Origin of the sequence: Dyella sp. (assembly GCF_051962475.1) — a bacterium.
GTDB lineage: Bacteria > Pseudomonadota > Gammaproteobacteria > Xanthomonadales > Rhodanobacteraceae > Dyella_A.
This window is the reverse complement of sequence record NZ_JBQCCF010000009.1, coordinates 21,937-37,476: the sequence shown is the minus strand read 5'-3', so window position 1 is coordinate 37,476 and position 15,540 is coordinate 21,937. Positions and strand designations below refer to the sequence as shown.

The following is a 15,540-nucleotide window of genomic DNA, read 5'->3' as shown; positions in this document are numbered from 1 at the left end:
TCAGGCGGGCAGGGCGTTGTCGAGCGTGGCCAGCAGCGCCTCGACCTGCTCGTGGGTATGCGCCCGGATCAGCCGCGGTGCGAGCCGGCGCAGTTCGCCGCGATCCAGCTCACCCAGGCGGTCACGCACCTGCAGTATCTGGCTGGGATGCATGCTGAATTCGCTCAGGCCCAGCGCCAGCAGCAGCGCGGTGAAGTTCACGTCGCCGCCGATCTCGCCGCACAGGCTCACCGACTTACGGACCCGGCGGCCGGCGCTGATCACGTGGCAGATCAGCCGCAGCAGTGCGGGATGGAGCGGGTTGTAGACGTTCTCCAGCGCGTCGTTGCCGCGGTCGGCGGCCAGCACGTACTGAGCCAGATCGTTTGTGCCGATGGCGAGGAAGTCGGCGTGCTCGAGCAGGGCGCGCACGTTGATCGCCGCGGCGGGCACCTCGATCATCGCGCCCAGCGGCAATTTCTCCGGCAGGTCGACGCCTTCCTGCTTGAGCTCCTGGCGAGCCAGCTTGAACAGCGTGCGCACGGCAATGATCTCGTCCGGCTGGGTGATCATCGGCACCAGCACGCGCATCGGTCCGTAGCAGGCGGCACGCAGGATCGCGCGGATCTGCGTGGTGAACACTGCCGGATGGCGCAATGACAGCCGTACGCCACGCACGCCGAGCGCCGGGTTGTCTTCGCCGCGCAGCGCGATGCCGGCGGCGTCGGCCTTGTCCGCGCCCAGGTCCAGCGTGCGGATCGTCACCGGCAGGCCGCCCATGCCCATCACCAAGTCGCGATAGGCGACGAACTGTTCCTCCTCGCTGGGCAGGCCCTTGTGACGCAGGAACAGGAATTCGGTGCGGTACAGGCCCACCCCGTCGGCGCCGCGGGCGCGCGCCATGGCCACGTCCGAGCTCGACTCGGCGTTGGCCAGTAGCTTGATCTCCGCGCCGTCGCGAGTGCGCGAGGGCGCGTTGGCCAGCTTGGCCAGGCGTCGGCCTTCCAGCGCCGCCTCGCGCTGCCAGGCGCGGTAACGCGAGAGATCTTGCGCGGTGGGATGGACGATCGCCTCGCCCTGTTCGGCATCGAGCAGGATCAGGTCGTCATCGTGGATGGTCGACAGCGCGTCGCGCGTACCGACCAGCATCGGCAGATCCAGGCTGCGGGCGAGGATCGCGCTGTGCGAGTAGGGGCTGCCGGAACTGGTCACCACGCCCAGCAGGCCGTGGCCGGCCAGGTGCGCCATATCGCCCGGTGCGATGGTGTCGGCGACGAGGATCTCGCCCACGCGCGCGGCGAGCTTGCGCTCTTCGGCGGTAGTCTGGCGCTGCAGCGCGGAGATTACCCGGTTGATCACCTGGTCGACGTCCTCACGCCGGCTGCGCAGGTAGGGATCATCCATCGCTTCGAACACGGCGGCGATGCGGTCGCGTTGTTTCTTGAGCGCGGCACCGGCCCGGTAGTGGCCGATGCGGATCATGTCGTTGAGCCCGCGCAGCATCTCCGGGTCGTCCAGCAGCAGGGTGTGCGCGTCGATGAACTCGTTCACCTCACGCGCCAGCGCGCCGTGCAGCTTGGTGCGCAGCTCGCGCAATTCCTGCCGCGCGGTGTCCAGCGCCAGATGCAGCAGTTCGAGCTCGGCCTCGACCTCGTCTTCGCCGAGCGGCCGGTTGTCCACGGCGTAGCGACTGGGCTGCACCAGCCGCGCGCGGCCCAGGCACATGCCCTTGGCCGCCACCGTGCCGGGCAGGCTCTGCCTCATGCGTGGTCACCGTTTGCGGGGAGGCGCAGCGAGGGCGTGGCGCACGCGCAGCGGCCCGTGCGCATCGCGATCGATGCGTACGGTGTTGCCGGTGCTCGCGTCCCGTGTCCTGCCGTCATCTCATCCACCCTCGTCGAACTTGCGCTCGAACAGGTCCACCACCGCATCCAGCGCGGTCTGCTCATCCGGCCCGTCGGTGCGCACGGTCAGCGCGGTGCCGATGCCGGCGGCCAGCATCATCACGCCCATGATGCTCTGGGCATTCACCTCGCGCCCCTTGCTCACCAGCCACACGGTGGACTTGAAGCCCTGCACCAGCTGCACCAGCTTGGCCGAGGCGCGCGCGTGCAGGCCGAGCCGGTTGGATACCACGATCTCTTTTTCAAGCATGGTCGATGAAGATTCCTCCGCGGCCCCCGCTGGCGGCTATTTCCACCAGTTCGTCCAGCGGCTTATCCGCATAGTTGAGTACGCGCAGAAGCATCGGCAGGTTGAGCCCCGACACGCAGCGCAGACGGACCCCGAGCGAGGCCAGCGACAATCCGATATTGCACGGCGTGGCGCCGTACAGGTCGGCCAGTACCAGCACGCCGTCGCCGTGGTCGAGCTCGCGGGCGTGACGCGCGGTGAGCGTGCGCATCACTTCCGGATCGGCCTGCGGTGGCACCTCCACCGCGTCCACGCGCAGCGGCAGCTTGGGCATCACGTGATGCGCCGCGGAAATCAGCGCCCGGCCGACGGATTCATGGGTCATCAGGAGCACGCCGACGCTCATCGGCTCATTCCAGTTCACGATGGAAGGTAAGCACGCCGCCGCGTCGCGCGCGGAAGTGCGCGGCAAGCTGCTCCACCAGGTACACCGAGCGGTGCCGCCCGCCGGTGCAGCCGATCGAGATGGTGACGTAGCTGCGGTCGTCCGCCTCGAAGCGCGGCAGCCAGGCTTCCAGCCAGCGCACGGTGTCGGCGAAGTACTCGCCGACCAGCGGATCGGCATCGAGGAAATCGCGCACGGGCGCATCCTTGCCCGACAGTGGTCGCAACTGCGGCTGCCAGTGCGGGTTGGGCAGGCAGCGCGCATCGAACACGAAGTCCGCATCCAGCGGCAGCCCGCGCTTGAACGCGAACGACTGGAACATCACGGTGAGGCCTTCGGTGGCGCGCGCGTAGTCGGTGGCCACCAGGCGTCGCAGCTGGTGCACGTTGAGTGCGCTCGAGTCGATCACCTTCTCGGCGATGCCCATCAGCGGGCGCAGCAGTCGCCGCTCGGCCGCGATGGCGTCGGCCAGCGACACGTTGCGCATGGCCAGCGGGTGGCGCCGGCGGGTTTCCGAGTAGCGCTTGATCAGCACCTCGTCGCGGCAGTCGAGGAAGATCAGGTGCACCTGCACGCCGGCGGCGGCCAGTTCGGAAAGCACGCTGGGCATGATCTCGATGTCGTGCTCGCGGTTGCGTGCGTCCACGCCCACCGCGATACGCGTCATGCGCTGGCCGCCACGATCTTCCAGCACGGCGTTCACCAGGCGCGGCAGCAGGCTCGCCGGCAGGTTGTCCACGCAGTAGAACTCGAGGTCTTCCAGCGCACGCAGGGCCACCGTCTTGCCGCCACCGGACATGCCGGTGAGCACCACCAGGTGCACGGCGTTGGGTCCGGCCTGGGCGATCACTGCCGAGTCGTTAGGGTCCACACATCACCATGGGGGCAGGCGGCGCATCTGGTGCGCCTGTCGATCGATGAAAGTCTGCGCCGGGTCGAAGCCCTTGCTCTTGAGCGCATGGTTGCGCACGGCCGCCTCGACCAGCACTCCGAGGTTGCGGCCTGGTGCCACCGGAATGGTGATCATCGGCACCTGCACCTCGAAGATCTCGCGATGGCCGATGTCGCCGGTGAGGCGGGTCAGCGCATCGGTGTCCTCGCCGTCGCGCAGCGGCTTCAAGTGGATCACCAGGCGCAGGTACTTCGACGCCTTCACCGCCGTGTGGCCGAACATCTCGCGCACGTTGAGCACGCCCAGGCCGCGCACTTCCAGCAGGTCCTGCAGCAGTTCGGGGCAGGTGCCGTCGATGACGTCGGGCGCGATCAGGGTGAATTCGGTGGCATCGTCGGCGACCAGCCGATGGCCGCGGCTGATCAGTTCAAGCGCCAGCTCGCTCTTGCCCGAGCCGGACTCGCCGGTGATCAGCACGCCGATCGAGAACACCTCCAGGAACACGCCATGCAGGGTGATGCGCGGCGCCAGCATGCGCGCCAGGTGGTACTGCATCCAGGTCAGCAGCTCGTGGCCGCGCTTGGCGCTGATCCACAGCGGCGTGTTGGTTTCCTCGGCCACTTCGCGCAGGTCCGAGGGCACCGCCTGGTCCTTGGTGACGATCAGCGCCACCGGCTGGTAGGCGGCGATCTTGTTGATCGCTTCCCAGCGCTGGCGCGAGTCGAGCTCGTCGAGGTACTTCAGCTCCTCGGTGCCGATGATCTGGATCTTGTTCGGGTAGATGACGTTGAGATAGCCGACCAGCGAGGGGCGGCGCGTCTGCGTCACGCCGCGTTCCAGCACGCGGCTCTCGCCGCGCATGCCGGCGGCCCAGCGCAGCGCCATGCGCTCATGCACGCCATCGAAGAGTTGTCGGGCAGTGAGCCGGTCCACGTCATCGGGTCCTTTTGCCGGGATGGCGGCCGGTGCGGCCGCCATGGGGCATGAACCTATTGTGCCAGCTTGGGCCGGGACGGCGCAGTGTGCGCCGGCCGGAAAAGCAACGGCCCGCCAGGGGCGGGCCGTTCGAGTGGAAGAGGTGTGACTCAGCCGTACAGGCGATCGTCGCGGCGCGCCTCGGCCTTGTGCTTGTCGCACACTTTCTCGCGGTGCTTGCGCAGCTGGGTCACCAGCTTGTCGAACATCATGTCGATGGAGACGTACATGTCCGGCTCGAAGGCCTCGGCGTGGAGCAGGGCGCCGGAGGAGGTATGCAGCGTTCCTTCCGCCTTCTGCTGCAGCTTGTCCAGCGAGAGCACGACGGCCAGGCTGGTCAATCGGTCATCGAGGCGGGTTAAGCGGTCCAGCTGTCCGGTCACGTGCTCGCGCATGGAATCGGTGATATCGACGTGCTGACCGCTGAGTTGGAATTGCATGTTGCGCCTCCTCTGGTACTGCCGCGATCGCGGCGTGGTTCGATGCGTCGGCCGGGCCGCATGCCCGGTGCGCATCCACAGTCATTTCGTGGTGTCCAGCACTGACGCCTTCAAGCCGCCAAGGTTCCGCGCGCAGCACGAACCGTTCAGCCGGCGCGCTGGCGTTCGCTGGAGCTGGGTATGCGCATGGCCTCCCGGTATTTGGCAACGGTGCGGCGCGCCACCTGGATGCCCTTGCGGTGCAGTTCCTCGGCGAGCGCCTGATCGGACAACGGTTTGCGCGGGTCCTCCGCATCGACAAGCTTGCGCAGCATGGCCTGGATCGCCGTGGACGAGGCGCTGCCGCCGTCCTCGGTGGACACGCCACTGGAAAAGAAGTGCTTGAGCTCGAATGTACCGCGTGGCGTGTGGATGTATTTGCGCGTCGTCACACGGGAGATGGTCGATTCATGCATGCCCACTTCCTCGGCGACCTCGCGCAGCACCAGCGGGTGCATCGCTTCGGGGCCGTAGTCGAGGAACGGGCTCTGCCGGCGCACGATCGCCTCGGCCACCTTGAGCAGGGTCTCGGCCCGCGATTCCAGGCTCTTGATCAACCACCGTGCCTCCTGCAGCTGTCCGCGCATCCAGCTCGCGTCCTCGCCGCGGGCCTTGGCGATCAGGTTGCAATAGTGCTGGTTAAGACCGAGTCGCGGCTGGCAATCGGCGTTCAGGCTGACCTTCCAGCGGTTGCCGTCCTTGTAGGCGTAGACGTCGGGCGCCACGTACTCCACCGGGGTGGCGTCCATGGCAGCGCCGGGGCGCGGGTCGAGGCTGCGGATCAGGGCGGCGGCCGCGACCACGTCGTTTTCGTCCGCGCGCAGCTTGCGGGCGAGCTTGCCAACATCGTTGCGGGCCAACAGGTCCAGCTCGCCATCGACGATGCGCAGGGCCAGCTCGCGCTGCGGCGTGGCGGCCGGATCGAACTGCTCCAGCTGCACGCGCAGGCAGTCGCGCAGGTCGCGGCTGGCCACGCCCACCGGATCGAAGGTGGTCTGCACGCGGCGGCGTACCGCTTCGAGTTCTTCCGCGCTGACCTGCAGCGTGGCCGGCAGGGCCGTCAGCAGGGCTTCGGCATTTTCGGTGAGGTAGCCGTCCGGGTTGAGCGCGTCGATGATCACGGCGGCAATCGCGCGCTGGCGCGGGTCGAAGCCGGACAGGTTCAGCTGCCACAGCAGGTGTTCGGCCAGCGTCTCGACGGCCGCGTTCTGGGGTTCGAAATCCTCGTCGCTGCGCGAGCCGCTGCCGCTGCCGGCGCTGTTGCCCATGGAGAAATCCATCGGCTGCTCGCCCGCGCCGTCACCGTCGGCCCATTCGGGCGCATCGCCGCTTTCGTGGTCGTCGCTGGTGGTGCTGGTCGAGCTGCTGGTGGAGCTGGCGCCGGCCTCGGACAGGTAGCTGCCTTCGGCTTCCTCGCCTTCGTCGGCGGTGTCCGATTCCTCGGTGAATTCCAGCAGCGGATTGCCCTCGGCGATCTGGCGCAATTCGGCCTCGAGCTCCAGCTGCGAGAGTTGCAGCAAACGGATCGCCTGCTGCAACTGGGGCGTCAGGGTCAGCTGCTGATGGAGGCGGAACTGGAGTCCGGGTTTCATACCGACCGGGGAAGGTGGATCGCAGTGCCATCCTAACCCCACCCCGCGGAGGCGAACAGCCTTGCGCGCGGGGAAGGGCGCCCCGATAAACGGCAAATTGCCGCGTGCCGCCGGGCGGCTACGGCGGGCTCAGAGGCGGAACTCGCGCCCCAGGTAGACGTCACGCACCTTTTCGTCGGCCAGGATGTGCGCCGGCGTGCCGCGCGACATCACTTCACCGTCGTTGAGGATGTAGGCGCGGTCGCAGATGCCCAGCGTTTCGCGCACGTTGTGGTCGGTGATCAACACCCCGATGCCGCGTTCCTTGAGGTGGCGCACGATGCGCTGGATCTCGCCGACCGAGATCGGATCGACGCCGGCGAAGGGTTCGTCCAGCAGCATGTAGCGCGGCTGGGCGGCCAGGGCGCGGGCGATCTCCACCCGGCGCCGCTCGCCGCCGGACAGGCTGATGCCCTTCTGGTCGGCGATGTGGGTGATCTTGAGTTCCTCCAGCAGGTTTTCCTGCTCGGCCGCGCGCTCCTTCGCGCCCAGCCCTTCGCGCAGTTCGAGCACCGCCATGATGTTGTCGGCCACGCTGAGGCGGCGGAACACCGACGGCTCCTGCGGCAGGTAGCCGATGCCCAGCTTGGCGCGCGAATGCATCGGCAAGCCGGTGATGTCCTGGCGATCGAGCTTGATCGAGCCGGCGTCAGCCTCGATCAGGCCCACCACCATGTAAAAGCAGGTGGTCTTGCCGGCGCCGTTGGGCCCGAGCAGGCCCACCACCTCGCCCTGGCGGATCGAGAACCCGAAGTCACGCACCACCTGGCGCGAGCGGAAACGCTTCTGGAGGCCTTCGGCAGAGAGCATCGATCAGGGCTTTCCGGTGCTGGTGGCCGGGGCAGGGGCGTCGGACTGCGCCGGAGCTGCAGCCTTTTTCTTCGGCTGGAACACCATGTGCACGGTGCCGGTGCCGCCGCTTTCGCCGGTCATCTGGCTGGTCGCGGTGTCATAGGTGAGCTTGTCGCCGTGTGCTTCGCCGCGGCCGTGCTGCGTCACCGAGGCATTGCCGGTGAGCACGGCGATGCCCTTGATGTTGTCGTAGTCGATCGTGGCGGCGTCGCCCAGCATCTGGTTGCCGCTGTCGTCGAGCTGTTCGATGTGCGCGGGGCTACCGGTCAGCACCACGCGGCTGATCTGGCTTTCGGCGTCGAAGTAGACCTTGGCCAGCGCGCCGGTGGCCTTCAGCGTGCCCTGCTGGATCATCACGCTGCCCTTGAGCGTGCTGACCGTGTTGGGCTTCTGGAAGCCGTCGAAATACTTCGCGTCGACCTTCATCGGCTGGTCGCGGTCGCCCTGCTTGGCGAGGACCGGAGGCAGGGCAAGCAGGCCGCAAGCGGCCAGCAGCCACCGGGCGCTAGCGCTTGCGCGGCGGGAACGTGGCATGGACGTCATCGAGCAGCTCCAGATGTTTGTCGGTGAGGTTGGCGCGCATGCCAACCCCGCTCATTGTAAGGGCGCCTTGCACCATCCGCGCCGCGGCGGCGGTTTCCATCCGGTTGTCCTTCGGCCAGATGGTCATGTCGGCGGTGTCGAGCTGGGCGGCGGCGGTGTCGTCGAAGGCCTCGCGGTGCATGTGCACCGGGCCGAGCAGCTTGAGCAGGTCGCCCCCCTGGTTCACCCAGCCGTACAGCGATTCGCCGCGCCAGTCCGGCACGCCGGCCTCGTTGGAGGGCAGGTCGAACGCGGGCGAATTGATGTAGAGCGATTCGTCGCCCTCGCGTCGCTCCAGGTGCGGCGCGGCCACGTTGAAGGCCGGCAGACCCTCGCGGTCATAACTGGAAAGCCGGAAGTTGGTGAGCGTGTAGCCCGAGCGCGGGGGGCCGACGAAATCGTGCTGGCCCGGTTCCGGCATCGTCCACCAGCGCACCAGCTGGGTGATCCCGGCCAGCAGGCCGATCACCACGATCGCGGCGGGCAGCCGCCGTTCGCGCAGCCAGGCGATCAGTCTCATTGCCAGCGGGCCCGCTCGGCATCGGCCTTGCCCTGGGCAAGCAGCAGCAGGTCGCAGACCTCGCGCGCGGCCCCTTCACCACCGGCGCGGGTGGTTTGCCAATGCGCCCGCTCGGCCACCCACGGATGGGCGTTGGCCGGGGCGATGGCCAGCCCGGCGATGCCCATCGGGGCGAGGTCGGTCAGGTCGTCGCCGATGAAGGCGGCCTGATCGGCGGTGAGGTTCAGGGCATCGAGCAGATCGCGCAGGCAGGCGCGCTTGTCGCCCTGGCCCTGGTAGACGTGGGTGATGCCCAGCTCCTCGGCGCGCAGCGACACGGTGTGGCTGATCCGCGCGGTGATGATCGCCACGTGGATGCCGTAGGACTGCAGGCGCTTCAGGCCCAGGCCGTCCTGGACGTGGAACACCTTTGTCTCGCGGCCGTCCTCGCCGTAGTGCAGGCGACCGTCGGTGAGGGTGCCGTCCACGTCGAACGCGGCCAGGCGGATGGGCGCCGCACGGGCGAGCAGGTCGGCGGGGAGGTTGGCGAGGTACGCGGTCACGGCAATCGTATCGGTAGCGGAAGGGAAGGCGCGCAGCGGCGTGTGCGCCGCCAGTCGGCGTCAGACGACGCGGGCGCGCAGCAGGTCGTGGATGTTGAGCGCGCCCACCACGTGCCGCTCGTGGTCGACCACGATCAGCGCATGGATCTGATGTTTCTCCATCAGTTGCGCGGCCTCCACGGCGAGCTTGTCGGCGGTGATGGTCTTGGGCGCGCGGCTCATGAGGCTGGCGACCGAGGCGCCGCGCAGATCCACCCCGTCGTCGTCCAGCGCACGGCGCAGGTCGCCGTCGGTGAACACGCCGAGCAGGCGGTCATGCTCGTCGACCACTGCGGTCATGCCCAGGTGCTTGCGGGTCATTTCCATCAGCGCCTGGGTCAGGGTGGCCTCGGGGCCGACGCGCGGTACCTCGTCGCCGCCGTGCATCACGTCGCTGATGTGCAGCAGCAGGCGCCGGCCGAGGCTGCCGGCCGGATGCGAGCGGGCGAAATCGTCGGCGGTGAAGCCGCGTGCTTCGAGCAACGCGATGGCCAACGCGTCGCCGATCACCAGCGCTGCCGTGGTGCTGGCGGTGGGTGCCAGGCCCAGCGGGCAGGCCTCGCTGGAGACGCTGGCGTCCAGGTGCACGTCGGCCTGGCCGGCCAGCGAGGAGCGAGGGTTGCCGGTGATCGCGATCAGCGGGATGCCCTGGCGCTTGATCACTGGCAGGATGAACAGCAGCTCGTCGGTTTCGCCGGAATTGGACAGCGCCAGCACCACATCCTGAGGCAGGATCATGCCGAGGTCGCCGTGGCTGGCTTCGCCTGGATGTACGAAGAACGCCGGGGTGCCGGTGGAAGCGAGGGTGGCGGCGATCTTGCGCCCGATGTGCCCGGACTTGCCCATGCCGCTGACCACCAGTCGGCCCCGGCAGCCCAGGATCAGCCGGCAGGCCTGCACGAAGTCGCCATTGACGCGCGGCTCCAGGGCCCGGATGGCGGCGGCTTCGGTCGCGATGACCGTGCGCGCACTGCGGGCAATGGCGTCGGGATCGACGGAGATCTCGGCAGAAGCGGCGATGCGTGCGTTCATGGGTCCTTCGGCGGCGGCGCCAGGATGCGGAGTCGGGAGGAAGTCCACGGAATAGCTTTGCAGCCGCAGGCTGAATGACGTCCCGTCATTTCTGAGCCAGCGACTTTCCATTACCATGGCCGTCTTGCAGTTTACCTTCATATGACAGCGCGTTGGACGCCGCCCGCCGGGCGACTCCGTACCGGCGACGCCTTCCTGACAGTGGATTTCCGATGGACGCAGAGCGCATCCAGGCTTTGATCGAGAGCGGCTTGCCCGGTGCGAGGGCCGACGTGAGCGGTGCCGACGGCGTGCATTTCGAGGCGGTCGTGATCGCCGAACAGTTCGCCGGCAAGCTGCCGCTGGCTCGCCACCGGCTGGTCTACGCCACCCTCGGCGACCTGATGGGCGGCGCCATCCACGCGCTGGCGCTGAAGACCCTTACACCCGCGGAAGCCGCCGCGCGCGCCTGATCGCGCGCCGCCTGCCGCCCGCCCGAACTCTCCGAAGGACCCCCATGGCCAAGATCCTCATCAGCGGCGGGCAGCCGCTCCAGGGCGAGGTCGGCATTTCCGGCGCCAAGAACGCCGTGCTGCCGATCCTCGCCTCCTGCCTGCTGGCTGAAGAGCCGGTCACCATTTCCAACGTGCCGCACCTGCACGACGTCACCACCACCATGGAATTGCTCGGCCAGATGGGCGTGCAGCTGGTGCTGGACGACCGCATGAAGATCCACGTCGATCCGCGCCCGGCCGACCGCTACTTCGCTCCGTACGACCTGGTGAAGACGATGCGCGCGTCGATCCTGGTGCTGGGCCCGCTGGTGGCCCGCTTCGGCCAGGCCGAGGTGTCGCTGCCGGGCGGCTGCCAGATCGGCTCGCGCCCGGTGGACCAGCACATCCGCGGCCTGCAGGCGCTGGGCGCCGACATCGTGGTGGAGAACGGCTACATCAAGGCGCGCGCCAAGCGCCTGAAGGGCGCACGCATCTCGATGGACATGGTGACCGTCACCGGCACCGAGAACATCATGATGGCGGCGGCGCTGGCTCACGGCACCACCATCATCGAGAACGCCGCGCAGGAGCCGGAGGTGGTCGATCTGGCGCTGTGCCTGAACGCCATGGGCGCGCAGATCGAGGGCGCTGGTACCGCCACCATGGTGATCCACGGCGTCGAGCGCCTGCACGGCGCCGAGTACGAGGTGCTGCCCGACCGCATCGAAACCGGCACCTTCCTGGTCGGTGCGGCGATGACCGGTGGCAAGGTGCGTGCCCGCGGCGCGCGCTCGGACACGATGGAGGCGGTGCTGTCCAAGCTCGACGAGGCCGGGGCGCACATCTGCATCGGCGACGACTGGATCGAGCTGGACATGCAGGGGCGTCGGCCGAAGGCGGTTAACATCATCACCGCGCCGTACCCGGCGTTCCCCACCGACATGCAGGCCCAGTTCACCGCGCTCAACTGCGTGGCCGAGGGCGTGGGCGTGATCACCGAGACGGTGTTCGAGAACCGCTTCATGCACGCGCACGAGTTGCAGCGCCTGGGGGCGGATATCCGCCTGGAAGGCAACGCGGCGATCATCCAGGGCGTGCCCAAGATGAGCGGCGCGCCGATCATGGCCACCGACCTGCGTGCGTCGGCCTGCCTGGTGCTGGCCGGCCTGGTGGCCGAGGGCGACACCACCGTCGATCGCGTGTATCACATCGACCGCGGTTACGAGAACATCGAGGAAAAGCTCGGCGTGCTGGGCGCCAAGATCCGCCGCCTGCCGAACTGATCAGCTGCAAATAAAAAAAGCCGGAGCGTGCAGCGCCCCGGCTTTTTTTGTGCCCGCAATCGACCTTTACGGGGAGTGGAACTTCACCAGCAGCAGGGTGAGGTTGCCACCTTCGGACTGCGCCATCTTCACCGGCAACGGAAATTTCGCCGGCACGTACCAGGCGTCGAACGGCTTGTCGGTGTCGGTGCGGCTCACCCGCTGCGCCTTGAACTCGCCCGCCGGCACCGAGACCGGTTCGGTGGCCTGCACGGCGTACTGCTGCTGTTCCACGCGCTGCTTCACGCCCACCGGCAGCACCACGCTCTTGCGGCCGTCGCGCAGCGCCAAGCCCAACGCCAGCGGCAGGGTGTTGCGATCGACCATCCCCGGCGCGCTGGCATAGTGGGTCGGGCCCTTGCCGTCGTCCACGGTGACCTGACCGGCCGACCAGTCCACCTGCAGGTGGCGATGCTTCTGTTTGATCGCCGCGTCCATGGCGTAGTCGTAGGTCAGCGTTTCGGGCGCGTCGTCGTGCCAGCGGAAGCGCGTGGTCTCATCGGAGCTTGCGCCCAGCAGGGCGGCCAGCCCCGCGGTGCCACGGGTCTGATTGCGGTAGGCGTAGCCGCCGTCGGTGGCGCTCAGGGTAATAGTCGCCTCGCCGATCGTCTGGCCGTCACGCTGCACCTGGTAGGTGGCGGTGAACGGCGCCGGTGCGCTGGCGGCGTCGGCGGCCGAGAGCAGGCCGAAGAAGAGTGCGCCGGCAAGCAGCGCGCGCGCGGGGCGGTTGAAGCGGATACGGATGGGGGTGGTCATGCCGGCCGAGTCTACCGGCTGTGCCTGAACCGGCCGTTTCGGCGCGGGCCGAGCTTGCGTTCAGCGATCCAGCGCACCGTCGCGCCACTGCAGTGGAGTAGCCAGCGGCCTGCCATCCAGCAGCACCTGGCCGTCGCGCAGTGCCAGTCGACCCTGCGCGATGTACGACACCACTGCAGGCAGCAGCCGGTGCTCGTAACCCAGCAGGCGGGCCGCCAGCGTCTGCTCGTCGTCCTGCGGGGTGATGGCCAGGCGGGCCTGCGCAATCACCGGGCCGCCGTCGAGTTCGGCGGTCACGTAGTGCACGCTGGCGCCGTGTTCGAGGTCGCCGGCGGCCAGCGCGCGGCGATGCGTGTGCAGACCGCGGTACTTGGGCAGCAGCGAGGGATGAATGTTGATCATCCGGCCCACCCACGGCGCCAGCGCGGCGCCGTCGATGATCCGCATGAAGCCGGCCAGCACCAGCAGTTCGGCGCCTGATTCCTGGATCCGCTCGAACAGGGTGTGGTCGAACGAGACGCGGTCGGGAAAACGGCGCGGGTCCAACACGGCGGTGGGGATGCCGGCCTCACGCGCCAGCGTCAGCGCGCCGGCGTCGGCCTTGTCGCTGCCCACCAGCACGAATTCCGCCGGTAGCTCACCGCGGCTGCGGGCCTGCAGCAGGGCGGCGAGATTGCTGCCGCGGCCGGAGGCGAGCACGGCAACGCGCAACGGAGCAGTCGTCATCTTTAGGAATCTGTGCAGGAGGCGAGGGCGTCAGCCGATGTGCACGCGCTCGTCGCCGTGCGCGGCCACCACTTCGCCGATCACCCGGGTCGACAGCCCGTGCTGTTCCAGCAGCGCCGCGGCGGCACTGACCGCCGAGGGCGGCAGGATCACGGTGAAGCCGATACCGCAGTTGAAGGTGCGCCACATTTCCTCGCGCGCCACGTTGCCCTCGCGCATCAGCCAGTCGAACACCGGCGGCAGCACGATCGATGAGGCCTCGAGCGCCAGTCCCAGGCCGTCCGGCACCACGCGGATGATGTTTTCCTTCAGGCCGCCGCCGGTGATGTGCGCCATGCCGTGGATCTGCTCGGCGTGCTCGCGCAGCAGGGCCAGCATGGGTTTGACGTAGATCGTGGTGGGTGCCATCAGGGCGTCGGCCAGCTTGACGCCGTCCAGATCCAGGTCGAGCGGATTGCCCGCGCGCTGGAGGATCCGGCGGATCAGCGAATAACCGTTGGAGTGCGGGCCGGAGGCCGCCACGCCGAGCACCAGATCGCCGGCCACGATGGCCTCGCCGCTCATCAGGTCGGCCTTTTCCACGGCGCCCACGGTGAAGCCGGCCAGGTCGTACTCGCCTGGCGGGTACATGTCGGGCATCTCGGCGGTCTCACCGCCGATCAGCGCGCAGCCGGCCAGCTCGCAGCCCTTGGCGATGCCGCCGACTACCGCGACCGTGGTCTCCACGTCCAGCTTGCCGGTGGCGAAGTAGTCGAGGAAGAACAGCGGTTCGGCGCCCTGCACCAGCACGTCGTTGACGCACATGCCGACCAGGTCGATGCCGATGGTGTCGTGGCGACCCAGCGTCTGCGCCAGCTTGAGCTTGGTACCAACGCCGTCGGTGCCCGAGACCAGCACCGGTTCCTTGTAGCGCGTACCCAGGTTGAACAGGCCGCCGAAGCCGCCCAGCCCGCCCATCACTTCCGGCCGGAAGGTGCGCTTGACCAGCGGCTTGATGCGTTCGACCACGGCGTTGCCGGCATCGATATCCACGCCGGCGGCGCGGTAGGTGAGGGCGTCGGACATGGCAGGAACCCGCGTCGATAAACGCCTAATGATAGACGCTGGGGGCCGGATTGGGCAGACTTCCGGGACGCTTTCAAGGATGTCGTCCCCCGCCCATGCGCCTGTTTCGCCTGCTGTCGATCCTGTTCGTGTTCAGCCTGGCCGGGCTGCCGTCCCTCCACGCACAGGGCGCGCCGACGCCCGATTCGCCCTACACGGTGACCTTGCCGGTCACCGACACCGGCGAGGCGCAGCGTGATGCCACCTTCGCCAATGCGCTAAGCCAGGTGCTGGCGCGCGTCGCCGGCGGCCAGGATCTGCGCGGCAAGCCCGGTTACGACGACGCGATCAAGGGCGCCACCGGGCTGGTGAGTAACTACCAGTACCAGCGCGCTGGCGACGGTATCGCCCTGCAGGTCACGTTCGATCGCGGCGCCGTGAACCATCTGATCGGTCAGCTTGGCGCGCCCACCGCCGGGGTGAAGCCGCCCGTGCTGCTGCTGGTGCAGGGCACCGATGGCAGCCTGCTCGGCGGCGACTCGCTGGATGCGCTGGCCAAATCCACGGCGGTGCAGGGCTACGGCGTGGTCTATCCCGATCCCACTCAGCCGCCCTCGCTCGACCGGGTGGCAACGGTGGACCCGGCGGCGATGGCCGACCTCACCGCGCGCTACAAGACCGGCCTGGTGCTGATCGGCCGCCTGCATCCGGGCAGCGTCGACTGGACCCTGGTCTCCGGCGGCGTCGCGCAGAACTGGAACGACAGTGGCGCCACCGAGGACGCGATGTTCGCGGCCGCCGGCGGGGCCATGGCCGCGCGCGTGGGCAAGCAGCTCAACGTGATCGGCGCCGGCAGCAGCCAGGGCACGCTGTGGGTCGAGGGCGTGCGCTCGGCCATGGACTACGCCCAGTTGCTCAACGTGCTGCGCAACGACCCGGCGGTGCGCAAGGTGGGCACGGTCGGCGCGAAGGACGACGGCGTGCTGCTGCAGGTCACCTCGGCGCTGCCGTTGAACGCACTGGCCTCGAACCTGGCCGCTGGTGGCCGCCTGCTGCAGGCACCGACGGCCCATCCCGGGGCGGACGCCAGCCTGCGCTGGCTGCACTGAATGCGTCCG

18 protein-coding genes are annotated in these 15,540 nt (G+C 68.5%); 3 read left to right on the top strand and 15 right to left on the bottom strand.

The annotated features are described in order from the left end of the window. The 12 genes from ptsP to ACTHJF_RS01060 all read right to left on the bottom strand — a co-directional run bounded on the left by ptsP (position 1) and on the right by ACTHJF_RS01060 (position 10,101). On the bottom strand, positions 1 to 1,743 hold the full coding sequence (ptsP, locus tag ACTHJF_RS01115) for a phosphoenolpyruvate--protein phosphotransferase (protein WP_440265433.1): 1,743 nt from the start codon (positions 1,741 to 1,743) through the stop codon (positions 1 to 3). A 120-nt stretch (positions 1,744 to 1,863) separates the two neighbouring features. Next, positions 1,864 to 2,133, bottom strand: a complete 270-nt coding sequence (locus ACTHJF_RS01110) for an HPr family phosphocarrier protein (RefSeq protein WP_440265432.1) — start codon at positions 2,131 to 2,133, stop codon at positions 1,864 to 1,866. After that, a complete protein-coding gene (locus tag ACTHJF_RS01105) occupies positions 2,126 to 2,518 on the bottom strand; it encodes a PTS sugar transporter subunit IIA (RefSeq protein ID WP_404631945.1) in 393 nt (130 codons plus the stop codon). Before ACTHJF_RS01105 ends, ACTHJF_RS01110 begins: the two co-directional genes overlap by 8 nt. 4 nt (positions 2,519 to 2,522) lie before the next feature. Continuing rightward, the gene (gene rapZ / locus ACTHJF_RS01100) at positions 2,523 to 3,428 is read right to left on the bottom strand and encodes an RNase adapter RapZ (RefSeq protein ID WP_440259520.1); all 906 of its coding nucleotides are present in this window, start codon (positions 3,426 to 3,428) and stop codon (positions 2,523 to 2,525) included. A 3-nt stretch (positions 3,429 to 3,431) separates the two neighbouring features. After that, entirely contained in the window at positions 3,432 to 4,427 is a 996-nt protein-coding gene (gene hprK / locus ACTHJF_RS01095; RefSeq protein WP_440265431.1) for an HPr(Ser) kinase/phosphatase, read from the bottom strand. 107 nt (positions 4,428 to 4,534) lie between these two features. Continuing rightward, positions 4,535 to 4,864 carry a ribosome hibernation-promoting factor, HPF/YfiA family gene (hpf, locus tag ACTHJF_RS01090; RefSeq protein WP_440265430.1) on the bottom strand — a complete coding sequence of 110 codons (330 nt, stop codon included), beginning with the start codon at positions 4,862 to 4,864 and terminating at the stop codon, positions 4,535 to 4,537. A gap of 146 nt (positions 4,865 to 5,010) precedes the next feature. Then, on the bottom strand, positions 5,011 to 6,495 hold the full coding sequence (locus tag ACTHJF_RS01085) for an RNA polymerase factor sigma-54 (protein ID WP_440265429.1): 1,485 nt from the start codon (positions 6,493 to 6,495) through the stop codon (positions 5,011 to 5,013). Positions 6,496 to 6,624: 129 nt separating this feature from the next. Next, a complete protein-coding gene (gene lptB, locus ACTHJF_RS01080) occupies positions 6,625 to 7,344 on the bottom strand; it encodes an LPS export ABC transporter ATP-binding protein (protein WP_431636010.1) in 720 nt (239 codons plus the stop codon). A 3-nt stretch (positions 7,345 to 7,347) separates the two neighbouring features. Further along, positions 7,348 to 7,929, bottom strand: a complete 582-nt coding sequence (lptA, locus tag ACTHJF_RS01075) for a lipopolysaccharide transport periplasmic protein LptA (protein ID WP_440265428.1) — start codon at positions 7,927 to 7,929, stop codon at positions 7,348 to 7,350. Then, positions 7,892 to 8,488, bottom strand: a complete 597-nt coding sequence (lptC, locus tag ACTHJF_RS01070; protein WP_440265427.1) for an LPS export ABC transporter periplasmic protein LptC — start codon at positions 8,486 to 8,488, stop codon at positions 7,892 to 7,894. The genes lptA and lptC overlap by 38 nt, the downstream gene beginning before the upstream one ends. Beyond that, complete coding sequence (locus ACTHJF_RS01065; RefSeq protein ID WP_440265426.1) at positions 8,485 to 9,030, bottom strand: KdsC family phosphatase; 546 nt, start codon at positions 9,028 to 9,030, stop codon at positions 8,485 to 8,487. The genes lptC and ACTHJF_RS01065 overlap by 4 nt, the downstream gene beginning before the upstream one ends. Before the next feature lie 60 nt (positions 9,031 to 9,090). Then, on the bottom strand, positions 9,091 to 10,101 hold the full coding sequence (locus ACTHJF_RS01060) for a KpsF/GutQ family sugar-phosphate isomerase (RefSeq protein WP_440265425.1): 1,011 nt from the start codon (positions 10,099 to 10,101) through the stop codon (positions 9,091 to 9,093). A 212-nt stretch (positions 10,102 to 10,313) separates the two neighbouring features. Here ACTHJF_RS01060 and ACTHJF_RS01055 point away from each other — a divergent pair, with 212 nt between their 5' ends. Both ACTHJF_RS01055 and murA read left to right on the top strand, forming a co-directional pair. After that, positions 10,314 to 10,553 (top strand): BolA family protein, encoded by a 240-nt coding sequence (locus ACTHJF_RS01055; protein WP_431636015.1) that lies wholly within the window; start codon positions 10,314 to 10,316, stop codon positions 10,551 to 10,553. A 44-nt stretch (positions 10,554 to 10,597) separates the two neighbouring features. Next, a complete protein-coding gene (gene murA / locus ACTHJF_RS01050) occupies positions 10,598 to 11,857 on the top strand; it encodes a UDP-N-acetylglucosamine 1-carboxyvinyltransferase (protein ID WP_440265424.1) in 1,260 nt (419 codons plus the stop codon). Between the two features lie 66 nt (positions 11,858 to 11,923). Here the strand turns inward: murA and ACTHJF_RS01045 are convergent, their stop codons facing one another. From ACTHJF_RS01045 to purM, 3 genes are read right to left on the bottom strand one after another with little or no spacing between them, the layout of a single operon-like run. Next, a complete protein-coding gene (locus ACTHJF_RS01045; protein ID WP_440265423.1) occupies positions 11,924 to 12,652 on the bottom strand; it encodes a DUF3108 domain-containing protein in 729 nt (242 codons plus the stop codon). 60 nt (positions 12,653 to 12,712) lie between these two features. Beyond that, entirely contained in the window at positions 12,713 to 13,378 is a 666-nt protein-coding gene (purN, locus tag ACTHJF_RS01040; RefSeq protein ID WP_440265422.1) for a phosphoribosylglycinamide formyltransferase, read from the bottom strand. A gap of 30 nt (positions 13,379 to 13,408) precedes the next feature. Then, positions 13,409 to 14,443 (bottom strand): phosphoribosylformylglycinamidine cyclo-ligase, encoded by a 1,035-nt coding sequence (purM, locus tag ACTHJF_RS01035; protein ID WP_440265421.1) that lies wholly within the window; start codon positions 14,441 to 14,443, stop codon positions 13,409 to 13,411. A gap of 95 nt (positions 14,444 to 14,538) precedes the next feature. On the opposite strand from purM, the gene ACTHJF_RS01030 reads away from it, so the two are divergent. After that, the gene (locus ACTHJF_RS01030; protein WP_440265420.1) at positions 14,539 to 15,531 is read left to right on the top strand and encodes a DUF2066 domain-containing protein; all 993 of its coding nucleotides are present in this window, start codon (positions 14,539 to 14,541) and stop codon (positions 15,529 to 15,531) included. Positions 15,532 to 15,540: the final 9 nt, after the last annotated feature.